17 protein-coding genes are annotated in these 21,607 nt (G+C 68.5%); 11 read left to right on the top strand and 6 right to left on the bottom strand.

Going from position 1 to position 21,607, the window contains the following annotated elements:
• Nucleotides 1–5 precede the first annotated feature (5 nt).
• From trxB to AC1DH3_RS14125, 4 genes are all read right to left on the bottom strand, one after another.
• On the bottom strand, nt 6–962 hold the full coding sequence (trxB, locus tag AC1DH3_RS14140; protein WP_476893475.1) for a thioredoxin-disulfide reductase: 957 nt from the start codon (nt 960–962) through the stop codon (nt 6–8).
• Nucleotides 963–1,151: 189 nt separating this feature from the next.
• Nucleotides 1,152–2,708 carry an ABC transporter substrate-binding protein gene (locus AC1DH3_RS14135; RefSeq protein WP_476909579.1) on the bottom strand — a complete coding sequence of 519 codons (1,557 nt, stop codon included), beginning with the start codon at nt 2,706–2,708 and terminating at the stop codon, nt 1,152–1,154.
• 171 nt (nt 2,709–2,879) lie between these two features.
• The gene (gene murJ, locus AC1DH3_RS14130; RefSeq protein ID WP_476909578.1) at nt 2,880–4,973 is read right to left on the bottom strand and encodes a murein biosynthesis integral membrane protein MurJ; all 2,094 of its coding nucleotides are present in this window, start codon (nt 4,971–4,973) and stop codon (nt 2,880–2,882) included.
• 117 nt (nt 4,974–5,090) lie between these two features.
• Nucleotides 5,091–5,639, bottom strand: coding sequence for an NUDIX hydrolase (locus tag AC1DH3_RS14125; protein WP_441419144.1), 549 nt, complete (start codon nt 5,637–5,639; stop codon nt 5,091–5,093).
• A 170-nt stretch (nt 5,640–5,809) separates the two neighbouring features.
• Here AC1DH3_RS14125 and AC1DH3_RS14120 point away from each other — a divergent pair, with 170 nt between their 5' ends.
• The 5 genes from AC1DH3_RS14120 (at nt 5,810) to AC1DH3_RS14100 (ending at nt 11,766) form a co-directional block, all read left to right on the top strand.
• Nucleotides 5,810–7,282: a CCA tRNA nucleotidyltransferase gene (locus tag AC1DH3_RS14120; RefSeq protein WP_476909577.1), complete on the top strand. Its 1,473-nt coding sequence runs from the start codon at nt 5,810–5,812 to the stop codon at nt 7,280–7,282.
• The gene (locus AC1DH3_RS14115; RefSeq protein WP_441419146.1) at nt 7,283–7,867 is read left to right on the top strand and encodes a histidine phosphatase family protein; all 585 of its coding nucleotides are present in this window, start codon (nt 7,283–7,285) and stop codon (nt 7,865–7,867) included.
• Nucleotides 7,868–8,530: 663 nt separating this feature from the next.
• Nucleotides 8,531–8,671 carry a hypothetical protein gene (locus AC1DH3_RS14110; protein ID WP_441419147.1) on the top strand — a complete coding sequence of 47 codons (141 nt, stop codon included), beginning with the start codon at nt 8,531–8,533 and terminating at the stop codon, nt 8,669–8,671.
• Between the two features lie 148 nt (nt 8,672–8,819).
• Nucleotides 8,820–10,301 (top strand): glycosyltransferase family 87 protein, encoded by a 1,482-nt coding sequence (locus AC1DH3_RS14105; RefSeq protein WP_476909576.1) that lies wholly within the window; start codon nt 8,820–8,822, stop codon nt 10,299–10,301.
• Complete coding sequence (locus AC1DH3_RS14100; RefSeq protein ID WP_476909575.1) at nt 10,294–11,766, top strand: phytoene desaturase family protein; 1,473 nt, start codon at nt 10,294–10,296, stop codon at nt 11,764–11,766. The genes AC1DH3_RS14105 and AC1DH3_RS14100 overlap by 8 nt, the downstream gene beginning before the upstream one ends.
• Here AC1DH3_RS14100 and AC1DH3_RS14095 read toward each other — a convergent pair.
• Both AC1DH3_RS14095 and AC1DH3_RS14090 read right to left on the bottom strand, forming a co-directional pair.
• Nucleotides 11,763–12,461, bottom strand: coding sequence for an ABC transporter ATP-binding protein (locus AC1DH3_RS14095; RefSeq protein WP_476909574.1), 699 nt, complete (start codon nt 12,459–12,461; stop codon nt 11,763–11,765). The two genes, AC1DH3_RS14100 and AC1DH3_RS14095, sit on opposite strands and share 4 nt — an antisense overlap.
• Nucleotides 12,462–12,520: 59 nt before the next feature.
• Entirely contained in the window at nt 12,521–13,618 is a 1,098-nt protein-coding gene (locus AC1DH3_RS14090) for an ABC transporter permease (protein WP_476909573.1), read from the bottom strand.
• 199 nt (nt 13,619–13,817) lie between these two features.
• Here AC1DH3_RS14090 and AC1DH3_RS14085 point away from each other — a divergent pair, with 199 nt between their 5' ends.
• From AC1DH3_RS14085 to AC1DH3_RS14060, 6 genes are all read left to right on the top strand, one after another.
• The gene (locus AC1DH3_RS14085) at nt 13,818–15,089 is read left to right on the top strand and encodes a sensor histidine kinase (RefSeq protein ID WP_441419152.1); all 1,272 of its coding nucleotides are present in this window, start codon (nt 13,818–13,820) and stop codon (nt 15,087–15,089) included.
• Nucleotides 15,086–15,742, top strand: coding sequence for a response regulator (locus AC1DH3_RS14080; RefSeq protein WP_476909572.1), 657 nt, complete (start codon nt 15,086–15,088; stop codon nt 15,740–15,742). Before AC1DH3_RS14085 ends, AC1DH3_RS14080 begins: the two co-directional genes overlap by 4 nt.
• A gap of 77 nt (nt 15,743–15,819) precedes the next feature.
• On the top strand, nt 15,820–17,799 hold the full coding sequence (locus AC1DH3_RS14075) for a penicillin-binding transpeptidase domain-containing protein (protein WP_476909571.1): 1,980 nt from the start codon (nt 15,820–15,822) through the stop codon (nt 17,797–17,799).
• 38 nt (nt 17,800–17,837) lie between these two features.
• Nucleotides 17,838–19,520, top strand: a complete 1,683-nt coding sequence (locus tag AC1DH3_RS14070; RefSeq protein ID WP_441419155.1) for an ABC-F family ATP-binding cassette domain-containing protein — start codon at nt 17,838–17,840, stop codon at nt 19,518–19,520.
• 65 nt (nt 19,521–19,585) lie between these two features.
• Complete coding sequence (locus AC1DH3_RS14065) at nt 19,586–20,359, top strand: DeoR/GlpR family DNA-binding transcription regulator (RefSeq protein ID WP_476909623.1); 774 nt, start codon at nt 19,586–19,588, stop codon at nt 20,357–20,359.
• Nucleotides 20,356–21,543 (top strand): MFS transporter, encoded by a 1,188-nt coding sequence (locus tag AC1DH3_RS14060; protein ID WP_476909570.1) that lies wholly within the window; start codon nt 20,356–20,358, stop codon nt 21,541–21,543. Before AC1DH3_RS14065 ends, AC1DH3_RS14060 begins: the two co-directional genes overlap by 4 nt.
• The last annotated feature ends 64 nt before the right edge of the window (nt 21,544–21,607 follow it).

The following is a 21,607-nucleotide window of genomic DNA, read 5'->3' as shown; positions in this document are numbered from 1 at the left end:
GCCGATCAGGCGGGGAGGTCTGCGAGGTAGTGTTCGACGTCGAGCGCGGCGACACAGCCCGAACCCGAAGCGGTGATGGCCTGGCGGTAGGTCGGGTCGATGACGTCACCGGCAGCGAAGACCCCCTTGACGCTCGTCTTGGAAGTACGGCCCTGGACGGCAATGGTGCCTTCGGGTGAAAGATCCAGTTTGCCTTTGACGAGGTCAGTGCGGGGATCATTCCCGATCGCAACGAAGACTCCAGTCACGGCGAGCTCGGTTTCGGTGCCGTCAATGAGGTTCTTCAACCGCAGGCCGGTGACCTTGTCGCCTCCCAACACGTCTTCTACGCCGCTGTTCCAGATGAAGTTGATCTTCTCGTGGGCGAGGGCGCGGTCGGCCATGATCTTCGAAGCGCGGAGGGTGTCGCGGCGGTGAACCACAGTGACGGACTTCGCGAACTTTGTCAGGAACAGGGCCTCTTCCATTGCCGAGTCACCGCCGCCGATGACGGCAATGTCCTGATCCTTGAAGAAGAAACCGTCGCAGGTTGCGCACCAGCTCACGCCGTGGCCCGAGAGTCGTTTTTCGTTCGGAAGGCCAAGCTCGCGGTAGGCAGAGCCGGTCGACAGAATGATGGACCGCGCCTGGAAGGTCTCCCCCGTGCCGATGGTGACGGTTTTGATGTCGCCCTCGAGATCCAGTTCGGTGACGTCCTCAAACTGGATTTCCGTGCCAAAGCGCTCGGCCTGCTTTTCGAAGTTTTCCATGAGGTCCGGGCCCATGATGCCATCCGGGAAGCCGGGGTAGTTCTCGACGTCGGTGGTGTTCATCAGCTCTCCACCGGCGGTGACGGAACCTGCCAGGAGCAGCGGCTTCAGGTTGGCGCGCGCCGTGTAGACCGCGGCGGTGTAGCCTGCGGGCCCGGAGCCGACGATGATGACATCACGTACTTCGGACGCGGTGTTTTCTGCGTTGCTCACTAAACGGTGAACCTCTTCCTTTGTCGATGCGCCCGCCTGGGTGGCCGGCCACATGGCACAACTGATGTGGGCAGCTGAATATTCCACCCACACCGGGCGCGGCACAGCCGCGCCCACCACTCAGGGTACCGGTAGCCACGGGTTTGGACCGTTTGCTTTCCTGCGGTTACGGCCTGGAACGTGGGGCAGTTACTGGATCTTGATCTCGGCCAGGCGCAGGCCGTAGCCGTAGCGGGTCTTGGGTGCGGCCAGCTTGGGCAGGCTCTTGATGGCAACGATCACGTACTGTGCCTTGACCGGTTCCTGCAGCGGCATGGTGAGCTCCGGGGACGTGAAGCTGTTGCTGCCCACCTGCTTGGCGCCGTCGAGCGTGGGACGGTCGTTGGTGAAGATGCTGATGTTGCCGCCGGACGCGCCGAGCTGGCTCAAGGTCACCGAGGAGATCTGGGCCGGGCCCTTCAGCTTGACGACGAGCGGCACGCCGTCGGGAGCGAAGCCGCCCCAGCCGTCGGTGGCAAATTCCATGTCCGACCAGTAGCTGGCGGCGTTGCCGTCGTAGGTCTTGACCAGGTCGCCGTCGTAGGTAGCGGCGAAGTCGAAGTTGCCCTGCCGGGTGACTGACTCGATAGCGGGGGGAACCGCGGCCGGCGGCGCGCTCTGGGTAGCGGAGGGCGTGTCCGACTTCGTAGGCGCGCTGGTGGACGCCGTGGTCTTGGCGGCCTGGGGCGTGCTGCCCTTGAAGAGGCCGCCAAGGTTGGTGACGGCGAAGATCAAGCCAATGACCAGCACGGCGGCCAGCAGGGCGCCGACGAGCCAGCGCAGGGACCGCGGTTCGCGCCGGGGTGCGTCGTCGTCATCATCGTTGTCGTAGTCGTCGTAGCGGTCCTCGGAGGCACTCTTCTTCGCGAAAGCCGGGAAGCTTCCCGCCGCGCGACCTTCGCCGGCGCCCTTCGCACTGGCTGCCTGCATCGCCATCGTCCGCTGATCAGGCTGGGCGTCGTCGTAGTCGTCGTCCTCCCAGCGGGAGACCTTCGGCGCCTCGGGGGCGGCCTCGCTCGGGACGGGCTGTGCGGCCTGAACGGGCTGGGCGGCCGTTGGCTGCGCGGTAGCTTCCTGCGGCGCAGTCTTCGGGGAGCTCGAAGCGTTGGCCGCGGCAGCACCGGCGGCCCCGGCGGCGGCCCCGGCAGCTGCCGCTCCGGCACCACGGGCGCCGGCGGCCGGCGAGGCCGTCGGCGGAGCAGGAACGCGCTGCGCGGGCGCCGCCGACGTCGGGGGCAGCTGCCCGGCCTGGCGCTGCTGCTCTCCGTAGTTGATGTACCCGGCGTCGACTTCCTCGTCGTCGTAGAGTCCGTCGTAGGTCTCAGGTTCGTTGGAGCGTGGCTGGCCGAAGATTTCGCTGCCCAGCGTGTCGGTGAAGAAAGGCTCGACGTAGGGCGGGTTGGAACTCACCACGAGGTCCAGCAGGTCCGCGGCCGAAGTGTGGTTGGTGATCAGGTAGGTGGCAGCGTCGCTGACTCCAAGGTCAAGGATCTGGACGTGGCCGGGCCGCTCGCCGGTCGCCACTTCGCGGGCGCTCTGGGCGACCTGGTCGGCGTTGCCCGGGCCGGCTACGAGGATGCTCACCGGCCGATTCAGCACCTGATCCACTCCGTCCAGCACCAGATCCTGGTCATGCGAGGTCAGAACCATGGCAGTGACCTTGTAGCGGCCGCCAAGTACTGATCCGACATCGATCGGGTGGGACACGGGCTCCTCCTAGACTGTCCGGGAACTGCCGGCCTCGGCGACTTCGTCAGTCACCTAAGGCCCCCGGTAAAGCCGGTTGACCCTTGGTCTGCAACTCCCCTTGTTAGTCTTCGATCCTAGCCGATGCAGTGTCCGCGCCGCGTGATCCCGGCGCCGGGCGCATGAAAGGCGTCATTTCTTCCTTCGCCGGTCGAACGGGAAGTAAGGGTTGTGACCGGCCTGGCCCTGGTAGGTCCGGCGCCCCGGCAGCGGAATTTCGGCACGGCCCTGGCTGCCCTGGGCGGTGCCGGGGAGTTCCTCCTCGGGAAGGTAACCGCCGTCGGCCGCCCAGCCCCGGACATCCCCGCTACCCAGGTCGGGGCCGGCACGGAAGGAGGCGGCGTCGAATTCGCCCGAGATCCGGGGAATCAGGCCGGTATCCACCGATGTGGTGGCGCGTTCCGGCGCCGGGCGGGGCGGTGCCGGAACTTCGCGCGCGACGGCTTCACCGGCGCCCGCTTCGGCTCCAAGCTCCGGCGCGGTTTCCGGGCCGGGGGCGGCGGGAGTGCGCCGCAGGCGGCCCAGCAGCGGCTGCAGCAGGTCCTGCAGTTCCGTAACCCGGAGGACTTTCAGCAGGACAAAGTAGACGGCCAGCATGACGGGCCCGACGACGACGACCGTCACCAGGGCTGCGGGCCGGCTGCTCCAGGCGAAGCCGTCGGCCTGGTAGCTGCCCATCAGCCACAGGGCGCCAGCGCCGGCGATGGCCGAGCCGAGCGCGGCGTAGCCCATGCGGATATAGGAGCTGGCCACACGCGGACCGTCGAGGTGCCCGAGGAGCCGGCGCAGGAAGAAGGCGCTGACCATGACCGAGAGGATGTTGCCGCCGGTGTAGAGAATCGCGATCGCGAAGATGATCTGGTCAAAGGGCAGGAACTGGATGAAGAACGCCGACACCACGTTGACCAGGGCCAGCACCAGCTGGATGAAGAACGGGGTCCGCGCATCCTCGTTCGCGTAGAACACCCTGGACATCATGAAGTTCGCGCTCATGAACGGGGTGCTGAGCGCCAGGATGGTGAGCGTCTGGGCCAGCATGACGCCGTCCTGTTTGTGGCCGCCCGAGAAGAACATGCCCAGCGGTCCCGCGAGGGCGAAGAGCGCCAGTGCGCCGAAGACCGTGGCGACGGCCATGGTGCGCAGGCCATGGGACAGGGCCCGCCGGAGCTCGGCCCGGTTGCCGTCCTGGGAGGCGCGGGTCATGCGGTTGAACAGCACCGTGGCCAGCGAGAGCGCAATGATGGAGTGCGGGAGCAGGTAAAGCTGGCTGGCCACTTCGAGCACGGCGTTGCCGGGCAGGGTTGCCGCCGTGGCGTGGTCCCCCGCGCGTTCCAGCCGGAGCCGCTCGGCACCCGGGATCGTGGCGATGCGCATGACATAGAGGAACGCCAGCTGCCCCGCGGCCGCGGTGGCCAGCGTCCACACACTCAGTTTCGCTGCCTGGCCCAGGCCCACCCCGCGCCAGCCGAAACGCGGCCGCAGGCCCAGCCGCAGCCGGAAGACCGGGACCAGCAGGATAGCGGTCTGCGCCACCACGCCAATCGTGGAGAACCCCGCCACCAGGAAGGTCTGGAAAGAGCCCCAGTTGTCGAGCGTGTGCGGATTTATTTCGTTGGCGCCAAGGATTCCGATGAACATGCCCAGGCCGGCAATCGCGACAATATTGTTCAGGATCGGCGCCCACATGGCCGGACCGAAGGCGCCGTTGGCGTTGAGTACCTGGGTGAGCAGGGCGTACAGGCCGTAGAAGAAGATCTGCGGAAGGCACCAGAACGCAAAGGCCACAGCCAGCGACTTCTGCTGCGGCGAATAGCCCTGTGTGGTCAGTTCAATCACCCACGGCGCAAGGAGGGTCACCAGCAGCGTCAGGGAAAGCAGCACGACAACGGCCAGGGTCAGCAGGCGGCTGATGTAGTCCGCCCCGCGGTCCGGCGCCTTGCTGGCCTTGATGATCTGCGGCACCAGGACGGCATTGAACACCCCGCCGGCCACCAGCAGGAAGATCAGGTTTGGCAGGTTGTTGGCGTTGATGAAGGTGTCGGTGACCGTGGAGCCGAGGCCCAGGGCGGCTCCCAGCATCCAGGTCTTGCCGAAGCCCAGGAAACGCGAAACCAAGGTTCCGGCGGCCATGACGGCGCTGGACCGCGCCTCTCCGGCGTGGGCGGCCTGAGGGGCGGCAGTACCGGAGGTGAGGGACTTTTCGGAATGGGGCTTGGCGGCAGACATTATCTTCATCGTCTCACCCGGGCGCGCCTTTGTGCGTAATCCGGACTCCCGGGCGGCGCGGGTTGCCGGCCGTCCGGCCGCCGGTGGTCCGGCGCGGAGAGGCCGCAGCCGGAAGCCTTAGCGGTGTTCGGGCAGGACTTCCCGGGCGAGGTCCGCGATGCGGCGCTCATTCGGAAAGGAGAGCTTGCGGGCGAGCTCGTGGATGGGGACCCAAGCGACGTCCACGGCTTCCTGGTCCGGATCGTTCTCGATCGTCAGTTCCCCGCCGGTGGACTGCAGCAGATAGTGATGGACGGTCTTGTGGACGCGGTGCCCGCTGACGGTAAACCAGTAATCGATGCTGCCGAGCGGTGCGAGGATCTTGCCCTCGATCCCGGTTTCCTCCGCAATTTCGCGGACCGCGGCTTCCTCGTTGCTTTCCTTGCCCTCCGGGTGGCCCTTCGGCAGGCACCATTCGAGGCGGCCGCCCCGGTTGAGGCGCGCGATGATGGCGACCCGCAACTCGGCGTCGGAGGTGTCCACCACGACGCCGCCGGCGGAGATTTCCTCGACGGTCGGCAGGGAAGCCTGTCCCGGGTGCTGCGCAGGCGCGACGTTGGCACCGATTGCCGATGGCAACGGTGCGTTTGTCCTCCTGCCGGGAGCGCTCGGTACGGGATGGGCCATGAAGTCCACTCTAACGACTCTTGCCCGGACTTGATGACCTAAACATGACAGGAAAGTGGCCGGGCGGAAAACTGGATTGACGCATCCGCCTCTTCGCACCGTGGCCACCGGCGGATCGAGGACCGCCATGGTGTGGTGCTGGCCGGGATTTCTGACAAGCTTAAGAGACTATGGCGCACGCACATCACCAGACTGACTCCCACACTGTCGATTTCCAGGTAGATCCGGTGGTCCTCGAGCTTGGGCAGCGCTTTGTCGACGCCGGTCACGAACTCTCCCTGGTGGGCGGACCCGTCCGCGATCTCTTCCTAGGCCGGGTCTCGCCGGACCTGGACTTCACGACGGACGCGACGCCGGACCAGACGGTTGCGCTGATCAAGAAGTGGGCGGACAACTACTGGGAGATCGGGCGCGCCTTCGGGACGATCGGCATGCGCAAAGCCGGGTTCCAGATCGAGATCACCACCTACCGCGCGGAGGCCTACGATCCGGAATCGCGCAAGCCCGTGGTGGCGTTTGGATCCTCGCTCACCGAGGACCTGCTGCGCCGCGACTTCACCATCAACGCCATGGCCCTGCGGCTGCCGACGCTGGAGCTGGTGGATCCGTTCGGCGGCGTCCGGGACCTGCACTCCTCCACGCTCGCGACTCCCGGCTCGCCGGAGGACTCCTTCTCCGATGACCCGCTGCGGATGATGCGCGCCGCCCGCTTCGCCGCCCAGCTGGGCGTGAGCGTGCACCCGGACGTGCGCCAGGCGATGACGAAAATGGCCAAGCGGATCAAGATCATCTCCGCCGAGCGCGTGCGGGACGAACTGGTCAAGCTCATCTGCGCCGCCCGGCCCCGGACCGGCGTGGACCTGCTGGTGGAGACGGGGCTGGCGGAATTCGTGCTGCCCGAGGTCTCCGCCCTGCGCCTCGAATCCGATGAGCACCACCGCCACAAGGACGTGTACCAACACTCCCTGCAGGTCCTGGAACAGGCCGCGGCGCTGGAATCGGAGGCTGACGGGCCGGTGCCCGGCCCTGACTTCGTGTTGCGGTTCGCTGCCCTCATGCACGACGTCGGGAAGCCCGCCACGCGCCGCTTCGAGCCCGGCGGGGCGGTGAGCTTCCGCCATCACGACATGGTGGGGTCCAAACTCACCTCGAAGCGGATGAAGGCGCTCCGCTTCGACAACGACACCATCAAGGCTGTGGCCAAGCTGGTGGAGTTGCACATGCGCTTCTACGGCTACGGCGATGCGGGCTGGAGCGACTCGGCGGTCCGCCGCTACGTCACCGACGCCGGCCCGCTGCTGGAGCGCCTGCACCGGCTGACCCGCTCGGACGTGACCACCCGCAACCAGCGCAAGGCCGAGAGGCTCGCCTTCGCCTACGACGACCTTGAGGCGCGCATCGCCGCCCTGCGCGAGCAGGAGTCCCTCGAGGCCGTCCGCCCCGACCTCGACGGCGGCCGGATCATGGCGCTGCTGGGGCTCAAACCGGGGCCCGTGGTGGGGCGGGCCTACAAGTTCCTGCTGGAGGAACGGATGGAACACGGACCGCTGGAGCCAGCCGTGGCCGAAGCCAAGCTGCACGAATGGTGGGCGGCGCAGCCGGAAGCTGCCGCCGTCGACGTTTCCCCAACAGAGGAGTCCTAAGTGATTGCACCTTCCAACGCCCCCCGCCCGCAGCTCTGGATCCTGCGCCACGGCGAAACGGAATGGTCCAAGAGCGGGCAGTACACCGGCCTGACCGACCTTCCGCTCACGGTGGAAGGCGAGCAACAGGCCGTGGAGGCGCGGAAGGTGCTCGACGCCGTCGACTTCGACCTCGTCCTGACCTCGCCGCTGCGCCGGGCACGACGGACCGCGGAACTCGCGGGATTCCCGGATGCCCAGCAGGAGCCACTGGCCGTGGAGTGGGACTATGGCGAGTACGAGGGCATCAGTTCCGACCTGATCCGCAAGGACAATCCCGACTACCTGATCTGGACCCACGGGGTTCCCAACGGGGAGTCCCTCGACGACGTAGCCGCCCGCGCTGACAAGATCGTGGCCCGCGTGCTCGAGTCCGGCCTGGACAATGTGCTGATCGTGGCGCACGGACACTTCTCCCGGATCCTTACCGCCCGCTGGCTGGGACTCGACGCCCACGAGGGCCGGCACTTTGTGCTTGGAACCGCGAAAGTCTGCACGCTTGGCTGGGACAAAAAGACACCCGCCGTCGTCAGATGGGGACTATAAAACCCCGCTTGGAAAAGTTTTTGCAGAATCTTTATGAATTCGGTGGCCAACGGGCACATTTATGATGTATTTTTATTCCTGACCCCAGAGCGACTTGCCGGGGTCACGGCGCGTCGCCCGGCCAGTCAGCCGGAGCCACGGCAGAACAGAAAAGGAGGTTGGGAAAATGATTACTTTGACTAGCGGATGGATGTACACCTTCACCGCCACCCCGGCCTCTGTCGCTGCCGCGCGCCCGAAAGTCGGACTGCCCGCCTGCTGATTTCCGCGCTCCCGGCCTGAAGCCGGCGCAGAAGGATTGCCAGGTCCATCCCTCCGGGGTGGCCTGTACGGAACGGTCTGACCCAGCGGAACCACGCGGTTGCGCAACATCCCCATAGTTCGGAACCCAGCTTCTTGTTGGGGTTGCGGCGCCATGCGTCCAGGGGCCATTCTTCCGCTTTGCGGAATCCCTCAATTAATACCGGGCATTTCTTTGCCTAATTAGGGTCTTATTCTTCCATTTCCAAGGGCCTTAATTGTCATGCCCAATTACTTTCCATTTCCGAAAGCAACGAAAGGTCAACCGTGACTATCGCAACGAGCTCCACCGCCCGCGCCGCCACCCGTCGGGGCCCGCGGAACCAACGTCTCCACCATGACTTCCGAGGGGAGGTGACCGCCATGATCCGAAAACTGCAGGACGTACTGATCTTCAACTCGCACCCGGTGCGCAAGGACAAGACGCAGTTCAACGCCCAGCTGCTTGAGCAGCGGCGCGAAGACATCTTCCTCGCCATGCACCAGATGGGACTGATCCGCTGATGACAAGCATCGGAACCGATCCGCAAGGAGCCCACGCGGCGACGCGCGGGCTCCCCCATTTAACCGCCGTCTTGCCGCCGTGGCCTTCCACGGACTTGCGTCCGGGTCCTGCCGCCGCACAGTACGGCGGCCCCGGTAAGCTCGAGGCATGCAGGAGACAATGCCGCCGGAGAACCGCAAGCGGACCCGACTGGTAGTCCCAAGCCGCAGCGACCTGCTGCTGCGGAATTTCACCGAACTCATCGGTGGCCCGCTCGGCCGCCGCACGGCCCCCGGCGTCGTCTCCCCCGGGCTCTTCACCGTGGAACGGGTCCTCGTCCTGCTCACCGTCCTGGCCGCCCTGGTGGGGCTGCTGCTGAAGGGGTACTGCCGCAGCAAGGGCTGGGAATCCCCCGGCCAGTTCTACGCGACCTGCTACTCGGACTTCCCCGAGCTGTTCAAGAACCGCGGTCTGGGCGACGGGGCTTTCCCTTTTGTCACCGCAGGCAGCTTCTTCGAATATCCCGTGCTGATGGGCTTCATCGCCGGCGCCACTGCACTCCTGGTTCCCGGTGAGGGCGTCAGCAATTCCCGCGTCCTGGCCTACTTCGACGTCAACGCGACCCTGATCGCCGCCGTCTGGATCGTCACCGTGCTGGCCACCGCCCGCACCGCCCGACGCCGGTCCTGGGACGCCGCCATGGTGGCCCTGGCCCCGGGCATCGTCCTCGCCGGCTTCATCAACTGGGACATGTGGGCCGTCGCGCTACTGGCCCTGGGCATGTACTTCTTCTCCAGGAACAAGCTGCTTCTTGCCGGCCTATTCATTGGCTTGGGCACCGCGACCAAGCTCTACCCGCTGCTGATCCTGGGCGCGGTCCTGCTGCTGGCGCTCCGCACCGGCAAAATTCGCGCCTTCCTGGTCACCGCCGGCGCCGCCGTCGCGACCTGGCTGGCCGTTAACATCCCGGCCGCCGCGGGCGACCCGGCCGGCTGGAAGTACTTTTACCAGTTCACCGAATCACGCCCGGCGGGCTACAGCTCACCCTGGTTCGCCTACAACCTGGTGGCCGGACGCCTGGGCTGGAAGCCGCTGGAAGCCGAGGTCATCAACGGCCTGGCCCTCAACCTCTTCCTGTTCGCCTGCGTGCTGATCGCCGCCCTTGCCCTCGCGGCGCCGCGGAGGCCGAGGCTGGCACAGCTGGTGTTCCTGATCGTGGCCGCCTTCATCCTCACCAACAAGGTGTATTCGCCGCAGTTCGTGATTTGGTTGATCCCGCTGCTGGCGCTGGCACGGCCCAGATGGCGGGACTTTCTGATCTGGCAGTCCATTGAGGGCCTGCACTGGGCCGCCATCTGGATGTACCTCGGCCAGGTGACCAGCGGCGGCGCCACACAGCACAACATCGACATGCCGTACTACGTCCTTGCCGTCCTCGCCCACATGCTCGCCACCGGCTACCTCATGGCGCGTGTGGTGTGGGACATCCTCGACCCGAGCTACGACGTCGTCCGCCGCGGCGGCACCGATGACCCGCACGGCGGCCCCTTCGACGGCGCCGCCGACTGGCTGCGGCTGGACGTGCGGCGCCCCGCAGCGTCCGTGCTGCCGTGGCGGCGCGCCCATGCGGACGCTGAGTCCCGTGCCTGACGTCGCCGTCGTCGGTTCCGGTCCCAACGGGCTGGCCGCAGCAGTGACAATGGCCCGGGCGGGGCTCGCGGTGCACGTCTACGAGGCGGCTCCTTCCGTTGGCGGCGGCCTCCGGACCACGGAACTCATCGAGCCCGGACACTTCCACGACGTGTGCTCGGCGGTGCACCCGATGGCCCTGGCCTCGCCCTTCTTCCGCGAGTTCGAGTTGTCCGGGCGGATCCGGCTGGAGGTACCCGAACTCTCCCATGGTGCACCGCTTGACGGCGGCCGGGCGGCGCTGGGTTACCGCTCGCTGGAGCGGACGGTGGCGGCCCTGGGCCGCGACGGCGAAGCTTACCGGCGGCTCATGTCCCCGCTGGTGGACCGGCTCGAGGGCGTTGCCGATCTGACGCTGAACCAGCTGCTGCGGATACCGCGGCAGCCGGTGGCGGCCGCCATGTTCGGACTACGCACCCTCGAGCAGGGTACCCGCTGGTGGGGCGCGAGGTTCCGGGACGAGCTGGCTCCGGCCCTGCTCAGCGGGGTCGCCGCGCATGCCGTGGCCCCCCTGCCGACGCTTCCCGCGGCCGGCGCGGGCCTGCTGCTGGGTGCGCTGGGGCACGCTGGCGGCTGGCCGATCCCGGTGGGCGGATCCGCAGCCATCGCGCGGGCGATGGTGGCGGACATCGAGGCCCACGGCGGTGTGGTGCAGACCGGGGTGCGGATCGGCTCGTTGGCGGAATTGCCTCCGGTCCGGGCCACCCTGCTGGACGTGGCACCGCCCGGACTGCTTCGGATTGCCGGCGACCGCCTGCCGCCCGGCTATACCCGCGCCCTTGAGTCGTTCCGCTTCGGCAACGCCGCGTGCAAGGTCGATTTCATCCTCTCCGGTCCGGTTCCGTGGGCCGCTGCGGAACTCGCCGACGCCGGCACCGTCCACGTGGGCGGCACCCGGGCCGAAACCGCCGAGGCGGAACACCTTGTGGCCGCCGGCCGGCACCCGGAACGGCCGTATGTCCTGGTCTCGCAGCCCTCCCGCTTCGATGCCGGCCGCGCCCCCGCCGGCCGGCACATCCTCTGGAGCTACTGCCACGTTCCGGCCGGGTCCACGGTGGACATGGGCGAGGCCGTCACCGCGCAGCTGGAACGCTTCGCCCCCGGCTTCCGGGAGCTGGTGGTGGCCTGCCGCGTGACGACGGCGGCGGGACTCGCCGAGTACAACGAGAACTATGTCGGCGGCGATTTCAGTGCCGGGGCGATGGACCTGCGGGGCATGTTCCGCCGGCCGGTGCTCAGCCCGGTGCCGTGGCGGACCCCGGTTCCGGGCTTGTACCTCTGTTCCTCGTCGACGCCGCCCGGACCGGGAGTGACCGGCATGCCCGGCCTCCACGCCGCCAGGCACGCCTTGAAAGACATCTTCGGGATGCCGGTCCCTGGGCTGGGCCGCCAAGAGGCCAGTCAGGGCCCGGCCGACCCCGCCTAGGGTGCCGGCGCGAGCATTCCGGCGGCCGAAAGGCGGCCGTCACGCATCGTCGCCACGGCATCGGTGTAGGAAAGCATCCCGGTGTCGTGCGTGACCATCAGGGTCGCCACGCCGAACTCATCCGTGACCTGGCGGAGCAGCCGGACGATCTCCGCGCTCCGCTCGTGGTCGAGCGCCGCCGTCGGCTCGTCGACCAGCATCACCGCGGGGTCGGCCATCAGGGCACGGGCAATGTTCACGCGCTGGCGTTGGCCGCCGGAGAGCTGGTGCGGGCGTTTGTCGAGCACGGATCCGAGGCCCACCCGTCCCAGCAGTTCCGCGGCCCTGATCCTCGCAGCGCGCAGCGGCTCGGCCCGCAGGTGGGCGGCGATCACGAGCTGTTCGGCCGCGGTAAGGGACGGCAGGAGGTTCGGCTGCTGGAAGATGATGCCGATGCTGTCCCGTCGCAGTGCGGTCCGCCCCGCATCCGGAACGGCGCCGGCGTCGCGGTCCGCCACGATGACTGACCCGGCCGTGGGCCGGACCAGGGTGGCGGCCACGGCCAGCAGCGACGATTTTCCCGAACCCGAGGGCCCCACCAGCGAGACGAATTCGCCACGGTGCACCTCCAGGCTGACGTCGTCGAGGGCCCGCAGGACCCCCTCGCCATCTGGGTATTCCAGCGTGACGTTGCTGAGCTTCAGTGCGGTTTCCATACATATGCCTTTCAAGGAATGTTCGTGTGCTCGGGGAAGGGCGGTGTGCGCCGGGGTTTTCAGTTGCCGCCGAGCGCCAGCAGCGGGTCGATGCGGGTGATGCCCCGCACCGCCAGCGCGGCGCCCGCGAGGCCCAGGACGACGATCCCGGCGATCGGCAGCAAGGTGGTTTGCGGTGTGGTGAGGAACGGGGCGGCCCGCGCGGCGAGCAGGCCGCCGAGTGCACCCGCCGTGCCGCCGGCGGCTGCCCCGGCCACGAGGACGACCGCGGCCTGCACCATGGCGTCCTTCAGCACATAGTTCGAGGAACCGCCCAGGGCCTTGAGCACGGCGATGTCCCGCGTGCGTTGCACAGTCCACACGGTCAGGAAGGCCACGATCACCAGCGCGGAGATGCCGTAGAGGAATGCCTGCATGAGCATGAGCGAACCGTTCTCGCTGCGGTAGGAGCCAAGCGCCTGGAAGGAGCCCTCCCGGGTGGCGCTGACTGTTCCGGCGGCCTGGTTGGCTGCGGCGACATCGACGTCGGCGCCGTCGTCGAAGCTGACCGCGATCACGGTGCCGAGGGCTTCCTTCCCGGCAAGGTGGGCCAGCTTCCGCCAGTCCGCCAGCGTGGTCCAGACGACGCCGGTGTGCGAGTACCACTGCTCCGGCACCACGGCCGATACCCACAGTTCGGTGCCGCCCACCGCGACCCGGCTGCCGACGGTGAGGCCGAGCTCCTTGGCCAGAGCGGCCCCGACGGCCACGGTGCCCTCGGCCGCCGGGGCCGGGGAGAGGCTGCTGCCGGCGCCGGTGCCGAAGACGGCCACATTCGCCGTCCCGGCCGGGACTCCCCCGGCACCGAGGACCTGCAGCCGGCCCTGGCTGATGCCCAGGGGCTCGGCCTTGCTGACGCCGTCGCGGTCGGACCAGCCGGCAACTTGGGCGCCGGTGACCTCGGATTCGGTGAAGGAGGCCTCGGGGCTGCTGCCGGCGGGTGCGCCGAAGACAAGCTGGTCCGCGGGCAGCCCCGCGATGGCGGAGGTCGACTGGTTGCCGAGCCCGGCGGTCAGTCCGGAGAGCATCACCAGCAGCAGGGTGATGAGGGCGACGACGCCGCCCATCAGGGCGAAGCGGCCCTTGGCGAAGCGGATGTCGCGGATGGCGAGAAACATGGGTGTCCTTTTTCTGGTGGTTGTTGGCCTCCCTTCCACTCTCCCGGCGCGGGGCGGCCGTGCCATCAGGCCTGGGGATGGTCCGCCGCGGCCGTCGGGTTGGTCCGGCAGTCAACCAAAAGGTTGATCCTGGCCCGCCGGGCCCCGGTTCCGGCCCGTTTTCGGAGAACGGGAGGCCGCCCGGCGCTAGGCTGAAAGCATGGACGGCAGAAGCAGCGGGGCGGAGGGGAACCCCACGGACGCGGCCGTCATCCTGCGGGTCCTGCGCGTCAGCCTGCACGTGGGATTCGCCGTGCTGCTGCTCGTGGCGCTGGTCAGGCTGCTCGCGGCCGGGATCCACGGCGCCGGCTGGCTCAGCCTGGGCCTGGTCCTGTGCCTTGCCGGTGTTTACCTTGCGGGCACGGCGCTGGAGAAACGCCACTCGGTCCGGCCGGGACGCTTCGATCCGCGGCCCTATTCCACCTGGTGGCTGGCTGCTGTCTGCCTGCTCTGGCTGCTGCTGGTCTGGGGCAGCGCAGACTTCGTCTGGCTCGCCTTCCCGCTGTTCTTCCTTCAGCTGCACCTGCTGCCCAGGGGTCCGGCTCTGGCCGCAATCGCCGCCAGCACGCTGCTGGTGGTCACGGCGCTTTGGTTCCACAACGGCGGTCCGGGGAACGCCCTGCAGCTGCCGATGCTGCTCGGACCGGGTTTCGGAGCAGCATTCGCCGTCGTCACCGGCCTGGCCTACCGTGCCCTGTACTCGGAGGCAGAAAATCAGCGTCTCGCGGCTGAGGAACTGCGCCGCACCCGCGCGGAGCTTGCCCGCAGCCAGCACGACGCCGGAACCCTGGCGGAACGGAGCCGCCTGGCCCGCGAAATCCACGACACCCTGGCCCAGGGCTTCTCCAGCATCATCCTGATGGGACGCTCGGCCGAGCAGGCGCTGGAAGCCGGAGACACCGGGACGGCCCGGAACCGGCTCCGGACCGTCCAGGAAACCGCGGCCGCCAACCTGGCCGAGGCCCGCAACTTTGTCCGCGGCCTGCAGCCCCCCGAGCTTGAACAAAACCCGCTCGTGGACAGCCTGCGCCGGCTGTGCGAACAGACCGAAACGGAGGCGGCCGCCCGGGGCAAGGCCCTGCGCTGCCGCCTGGAAATCGACGGAACCCCGGCGGAACTTCCCAACCCGTACCGGACCACCCTGCTTCGCGCCGCGCAGGCCAGCCTCGCCAACGTGTGGGCCCACGCAGACGCCCGCACCGCCGTCGTAACCCTGTCCTTTTTGGGCACCGAAGTGGCCATGGACATATTCGACGACGGCGACGGCTTTGACCCCTCTGCGGTGCCGGACCGGGCCGACGGATCCGGCTACGGGCTGAAATCGTTGCGGGACCGGGTTGCAGCGCTGGCCGGGACCATCGACCTCGAATCCGCGCCCGGGGACGGCACGGTAGTGGCCATCCGGCTGCCGCTCGGGAAGGAAGAACCGTGAACCAAATCCGCGTCCTCCTCGTCGACGACCACCCCGTCGTCCGCGCCGGCCTGCGGGCCATGCTCACGGACTTCGAGGGCATCACCGTCGCCGCGGAAGCGGCGGACGGAGCCGCCGCCCTGGCTGCGCTGGCGCGCCTGCGCACCCTGGGCGAGCCGGTCGACGTCGTACTCATGGACCTGCAGATGGGCGCCGGCATGGACGGGGTCACCGCGACGGGCAGGATCAAAGCCGGCGAGGCCGGGACGCCAGGGCCGCCCGTGCTGATCCTCACCACCTTTGATTCCGACGCGGACATCCTTGCTGCCGTGGAGGCGGGCGCGAGCGGGTACATGCTCAAGGACGCGCCGCCGGAGCAGATCCGCCAGGCGGTCCTGGCTGCCGCTGCGGGCCAGACAGCGCTGGCGCCGGAAGTAGCCGCGCGGCTGCTGGGGCGGATCCGGAACCCCGAGCCGGCCCTTTCCGCCCGGGAGATCCAGCTGCTCGAGCTGCTGGCCACCGGCCTGGGGAACCGGGCCATCGCCAGGCAGCTGTTCATTTCCGAGGCGACGGTGAAGACGCACCTGGTGCACATCTACGGGAAACTGGGCGTGGACAACCGAACGGCCGCCATCGCTGTGGCCGCGCAGCGGCGGATCATCCGCCGGGGCTAGCCACAGGTGGGCGGCCTGCCCTGCGGGCCTGGTCCCTGTGACACGGAGCTGTCCGTGCCGCGGGGCATAATGGCGCCATGGGGAAAATTCAGAAGCTCTCGCTCGCTCTTGTCGGTCTGGTCCTTGGCGCCTCGCTCGTGGCGTGCGACGACGGCCGCTCCGGCGCCCAGGATGCGGCGAAGCAACTGGCCTCGGCAGTCGCGGCGCTCGACGTCGGTTCCGTGGCCTTCGACGGCAAGGATTCCGGCCAGGCGAACGACCGGCTCAAGGCGGTCTTCAAGGCGCTTGACTCGGCAAAACCCACCGTTACCGCCGGGGACCTGGTGCTAGAGAAGGACACCGCCACGGTCCCGCTGGACTACAGCTGGAAGATCGGCGCAGGCGAGTGGAAGTACACCGTGTCCGCACAGCTGAAGAAGGCGGACGGCAAATGGCAGACCGTGTGGAGCCCGGAGCTGCTGGTGCCGGGCCTCGCGGACACTGAAGTCCTCGGTACCTCCAGCGATTCCCCGCAGCGGGCCGATATCCTCGGCGCCGGCGGCGCAAAGCTGGTCACCTACCGGCCGGTAGTCCACGTCGGCATCGACAAGGCGCAACTGGAAGCCGCGGATCCGGCCGGCCCCGCGGGCAAACTGGCGCGGCTGGTGGGCGTGGACCCCGCCGCCTACACCAAGCAGGTCACGGACTCCGGACCGTCGGCCTTCGTCGCGGCGATCACGCTGCGCCAGGCCGGCCGGACCATCACGGATGAACAAATCGCCGCGATTCCCGGCGCCCGGGCCATCCAGGACTCGTTGCCACTCGCCCCCACGCGCGGCTTCGCCCGCGCCGTGCTGGGCACCGTGGGTGAGGCCAGCGCCGAGCAGATCGAAAAGTCCGGCGGTGCACTCCGGGCCGGAGACACCACCGGCACCGGCGGCCTCCAGCAGCAGTACGACGCCCAACTGCGCGGTACCAGCGGCATCCAGGTCTTCGCCCAGACCGAGGGCCTGACCGCGGAACAACGGCAGGAACTTCTCAACAACGGCCGCCGCGTCCTGTTCCAGGAACCGATGAAGCCCGGAACCCCGCTCAAGACCACCCTGGACCCGCGGCTGCAGCAACTGGCCGAGGACGTGCTGGCCGACGTCGGTCCGGCGTCCGCCGTCGTCGCCCTCCGTCCCTCCAGCGGCGCGGTCCTGGCCGCCGCCTCCGGCCCCGGCAGCAACGGCTACGACACCGCCCTGCTCGGCCAGTACGCCCCCGGATCCATCTTCAAAATCGTGGACTCGCTCGCGATGTTCCGCAACGGGATGAACCCGGACTCCAAAGTGGACTGCCCGCCCACCCTCACCGTAGACGGCCGGACCTTCAAGAACGCCGAGGGCTACCCCGCCTCCTCGCTGGGGTCGGTAACCCTGCGCGACGCCTTCGCGCATTCCTGCAACACCGCCTTCATCAACGCCCGGGGCAAGGTCAGCCAGGCCCAGCTCGAGTCTGCGGCCACCTCCCTCGGCGTCGCCGTGGAGGCGCCATCGCTGGGCGCTGCGGCCTTCCTGGGATCGGTCCCGGGCGAGGCTGAAGGCACCGAACACGCCGCCTCCATGATCGGGCAGGGCAAGGTACTGCTCTCCCCGCTGGCGGCCGCCGTCATGGCCGGGTCCGTCGCCAAGGGCGCGCCGGTGTCGCCGCAGCTCGTGCTCAACCCGAACGCGGCGGCCGCGGGAAGTCCGGCACCCTCTGAGGGACCGACGGCGGCGCCGTCGTCGTCCGCCCCGGCACCCGCAAAGTCGTCCGGCAAACCGGTGACCGCCGCGGAAGCGGCGTCCCTGGCGGACATGATGCGCGCCGTGGTGACCTCGGGCCACGCCGGCTTCCTCGCCTCGGTGCCCGGTGCCCCCGTCGGCGCCAAGACCGGGACCGCCGAATTCGGCAAGGACAACCCGCCGAAGACCCACGCCTGGATCGTCGCCGTGCACGGGGACCTCGCGGTCGCCGTGTTCGTGGAAGACGGCGGCCTCGGCGCCACTACCTCCGGGCCCCTGCTCAAGGAATTCCTGACTTCCGCCGCCGGCTAACGGCGGACGGTCCGAAAGGGCCGTGGGAAGATTGCTGTGTGGCTCATATTGACGTTTCCGGCATCGACTACTTCCTCTCCGACGGCACCCAGCTGCTCAACGGGGTGACGTTCAAGGTCCCCGACGGCACCAAGACGGCGTTGATCGGACCGAACGGAACTGGCAAGACGACGCTGTTCCGGATCATTTCCGGCGACCTCGTTCCGGACGAAGGCGTGATCGGCCGCTCCGGAAACATGGGCATCATGCGCCAGTTCGTCGGCCAGGTGCGGGACGACTCCACGGTCCGCGACCTGCTGGTCTCCGCCGCCCCGCCCGCACTCGCGGCCGCCGCGCGCGCCGTCGACGAGGCGGAACTGGCGATGATCGAGCACGACGACGAGCCCACCCAGATGAAATACGCGCAGGCGATCGTGGACTGGGGCGACGCCGGCGGTTATGACGTCGAGACCGTCTGGGACGAGGTTTGCATGGCCGCCCTCGGCCTGCCCTTCGACCGCGCGCAGCACCGGCCGGCGTCGAGCCTGTCCGGCGGCGAACAGAAGCGGCTGGTCCTGGAGGCGTTGTTTGCCGGACCCGACGAGCTGCTGCTGCTCGACGAACCGGACAACTACCTTGACGTCCCGGGCAAGCGCTGGCTGGAAGCTAAGCTCAACGATTCCAAGAAGACCGTCTTCTTTATCAGCCACGACCGCGAGCTGCTGAACAACGCCGCGGGCCGCATCGTGACCCTGGAGCCCGGCATCAACGGCGCCGGCGCCTGGATCCACGGCGGCGGCTTCGGCTCCTACGTCGACGCCCGCGCTGACCGCAACGCCCGCTTCGAGGAGCTGCGCAAACGCTGGGACGAGGAGCACGTGAAGCTCAAGGAACTCGTCAACATGTACAAGAACAAGGCCGCGTTCCGCTCCGACATGGCCAACCGGTACCACGCCGCGCAGACCCGGCTGGCGAAGTTCCTCGAGGCCGGCCCGCCCGAGGCGCTGCCGATCGAGCAGAACGTGCAGATGCGGCTCAAGGGCGGCCGCACGGCCAAGCGCGCCATCGTGGCCGAGAAGCTGGAGCTCACCGGGCTGATGAAGCCCTTCTCCACCGAGGTCTGGTTCGGCGACCGGGTCGGGGTGCTCGGCTCCAACGGTTCCGGTAAGAGCCACTTCCTGCGACTGCTTGCGACCGGCGGCACCGACCCGGAACGCGAGCACCTGCCCGTCTCCGATGTGGAGATCGCCGAGGTCCCGCACGAGGGCGCCGTGAAACTCGGCGCCCGGATCCGGCCCGGGTTCTTCGCCCAGACCCACGTCCGGCCCGACCTGCTCGGCAAGACCCTGCTGGAGATCCTGCACCGCGGCGACGAACACCGCTCCGGGCTGGGACGCGAGGCGGCGGCCGGGGCGCTGGACGGCTACGGCCTGGCGTCGCAGTCGGAGCAGAAGTACGAATCCCTGTCCGGCGGCCAGCAGGCCCGGTTCCAGATCCTGCTGCTGCAGCTCTCCGGCGCCACCCTGCTGCTCCTCGACGAGCCCACGGACAACCTGGACCTGCACTCGGCCGAGGCACTGGAACGCGCCATCGACCACTTCGAGGGCACGGTCCTGGCCGTCACGCACGACCGCTGGTTCGCCCGCACCTTCGACCGCTTCCTGGTTTTCGGCTCGGACGGCAAGGTCTACGAATCGGCCGAGCCGGTGTGGGACGAAAAACGCGTCGAGCGCGTCCGCTGAGGTAGAGCCAGCCGATGAAGTGATCATTTGATGATCAAATGATCACCGACTGGTATTATTTGCTCATGAACACGGATGAGCGGCATCGCTATATCGGCGAGCTCCTTCGCCACCGGGAACGCGTGAGCGTGGATGAGCTAATGGCCGCCTGCGCAGCCTCCGGCGCGACGATCCGGCGCGATCTGGACGTTCTGGCCGGTCACGGCGTCCTGCGCCGGGTCCACGGCGGGGCAGTCAGTCTGCTGCTGCAGGGCGAGAACCCCGGGTACGGGCAGCGCGAGCTGGAGGAGCACGCAGCCAAGGTGCGGATTGCCGCCGCGGTTGCGGCGATGCTCAAGGACCGTGGCCGTATCTGGCTCGACAGCGGCACGACGGCCACGCAGATCGCCCGACAGCTCCAGCAGCGCGACATGACGATCATGCCAATGTCGCTGAGGGCCGTCAGTGAACTGGCCGCAGACCAGGTCCCGGCCGGGCGCCGCCCTGAGCTCCTGTTGCCCGGCGGGAGCCTTGTTCCGGGCGAATTGTCCTTCCGCGGACCCCTGACGGAGGCAAATATCCGCTCACTGCGCTTCGACACAGCCGTGGTCACCCCCTGTTCGCTGGATCTCCGGGATGGACTGCTGGCCCATGATCTCGACGACGCCGCGGTGAAGCGCGCAGGGCTGGAATCGGCAGCCAGAGTGATCGTTGCCTGCTCCGGATCCAAATGGAACGCCAGTGGCATGGCCCTGGTGGCGCCGCTGGACGCTGTGGACGCCGTCGTCACCGACAAGGCTCTCAGCTCCGACGAACTCACCCTCCTTGCCCAACACTCAGTGGAAGCAGTGATCGTATGACCAGGACCTCAACCGCCCCGCAATTGAAGGCGGCGGCCGCAGCGACCTTCCTGATCTTCGGGATCAACGGCCTCGTATTCGCCAGCTGGGCCGCCCGCATCCCCGCGGTGACCGAGATCCTGCACATCTCCTCCGGACAGATGGGAAGCCTGCTGCTGTGCGTCGCGGTCGGCTCGCTGATCGCGCTGCCGACCGCCGGGCTCGTGGTAGGCCGGCTCGGAACCGCCAACACCGTGCGCGCAGGCGGTCTGCTGGCCGCCGTGGCGGGCGCAGGGGTGGCGCTCTCGCTTGGCGCCGCAGCCGTCTCCGGTACGGCCATCTCGCTCTTCTTCCTCGGCATCGGCATCGGACTCTGGGACGTGTCCCAGAACATCGAAGGGGCCGACGTTGAACACCGGATGGGCCGGACCATCATGCCGCAGTTCCACGCCGCGTTCAGCGGCGGCGCGTTCGTGGGCGCGCTGGTCGGCGCCGGTCTGGCGACGCTCGGCGTCGGGCTGCCGGAACACCTGCTCGCCATCACCGCCGTGGTGGCCGCCGCGACCCTGATCGCGCCGCGGTACTTCCTGCCGCACACACCGGAGCAGGCACCTGCTGCCGGCGAGGCCAGGCCGCCGCGGGCCGCTTCCGCCTGGCGGGACGGCCGCACCCTGCTGATCGGCGTCGTCGTCCTCGGCGCCACCCTGACCGAGGGCGCGGGCAACGACTGGATCGCCAAGGCCTCCGTGGACGGCCTGGGTGCCGAGCAGTCCACCGGAGCCCTGCTGTTCGCCGTCTTCGTGCTGGCGATGACGGCCATGCGTTTCTTTGGCGGCCGGGCAATCGACGTCTACGGACGGGTCGCGGTGCTGCGGGCCAGCATGGCAGCCGCCGCGGCCGGGCTGGCATTCTTCGTCTTCGCCGGCAATATCTGGCTCGCGACGGCCGGCGCGGCACTCTGGGGCGTGGGAGCGGCCCTCGCCTTTCCGATGGGCATGTCCGCCGCGGCCGACGACCCCCGGCACGCCGCGGCCCGGGTATCGGTCGTGTCCACCCTCGGCTACATCGCGTTCCTTGCCGGGCCCCCGCTGCTGGGCTACCTCGGCGACCTGACGGGGATCCGGCTGGCGTTGCTGGCTATCGGGGCGCCGATTCTGGTTGCTCTGCTGCTCGCCGGCGCCGCGAGGCCCTTGCGCGCCAGCTGAGCAGCGGCCCGGGATCCAGCACCCGGGTCAGCGCCTCATCCAGGGGCCGGCAGTAAGGTGGGGA

This window comes from Arthrobacter sp. 05L428 (assembly GCF_056397665.1).
Note: the sequence above shows the minus strand (reverse complement) of the source record. Positions and strands in the feature narration are given on the sequence as shown.

What these genes read in the sequence shown, in the direction of transcription:
- AC1DH3_RS14085 (WP_441419152.1), top strand. Translation starts at nt 13,818, where the DNA reads ATGGACGGCAGAAGCAGCGGGGCGGAGGGGAACCCCACGGACGCGGCC.
- AC1DH3_RS14105 (WP_476909576.1), top strand. Translation starts at nt 8,820, where the DNA reads ATGCAGGAGACAATGCCGCCGGAGAACCGCAAGCGGACCCGACTGGTA.
- AC1DH3_RS14090 (WP_476909573.1), bottom strand. Translation starts at nt 13,618, where the DNA reads ATGTTTCTCGCCATCCGCGACATCCGCTTCGCCAAGGGCCGCTTCGCC.
- AC1DH3_RS14060 (WP_476909570.1), top strand. Translation starts at nt 20,356, where the DNA reads ATGACCAGGACCTCAACCGCCCCGCAATTGAAGGCGGCGGCCGCAGCG.
- AC1DH3_RS14120 (WP_476909577.1), top strand. Translation starts at nt 5,810, where the DNA reads ATGGCGCACGCACATCACCAGACTGACTCCCACACTGTCGATTTCCAG.
- AC1DH3_RS14125 (WP_441419144.1), bottom strand. Translation starts at nt 5,639, where the DNA reads ATGGCCCATCCCGTACCGAGCGCTCCCGGCAGGAGGACAAACGCACCG.
- murJ (WP_476909578.1), bottom strand. Translation starts at nt 4,973, where the DNA reads ATGTCTGCCGCCAAGCCCCATTCCGAAAAGTCCCTCACCTCCGGTACT.
- AC1DH3_RS14065 (WP_476909623.1), top strand. Translation starts at nt 19,586, where the DNA reads ATGAACACGGATGAGCGGCATCGCTATATCGGCGAGCTCCTTCGCCAC.
- AC1DH3_RS14095 (WP_476909574.1), bottom strand. Translation starts at nt 12,461, where the DNA reads ATGGAAACCGCACTGAAGCTCAGCAACGTCACGCTGGAATACCCAGAT.
- AC1DH3_RS14075 (WP_476909571.1), top strand. Translation starts at nt 15,820, where the DNA reads ATGGGGAAAATTCAGAAGCTCTCGCTCGCTCTTGTCGGTCTGGTCCTT.
- AC1DH3_RS14110 (WP_441419147.1), top strand. Translation starts at nt 8,531, where the DNA reads ATGATCCGAAAACTGCAGGACGTACTGATCTTCAACTCGCACCCGGTG.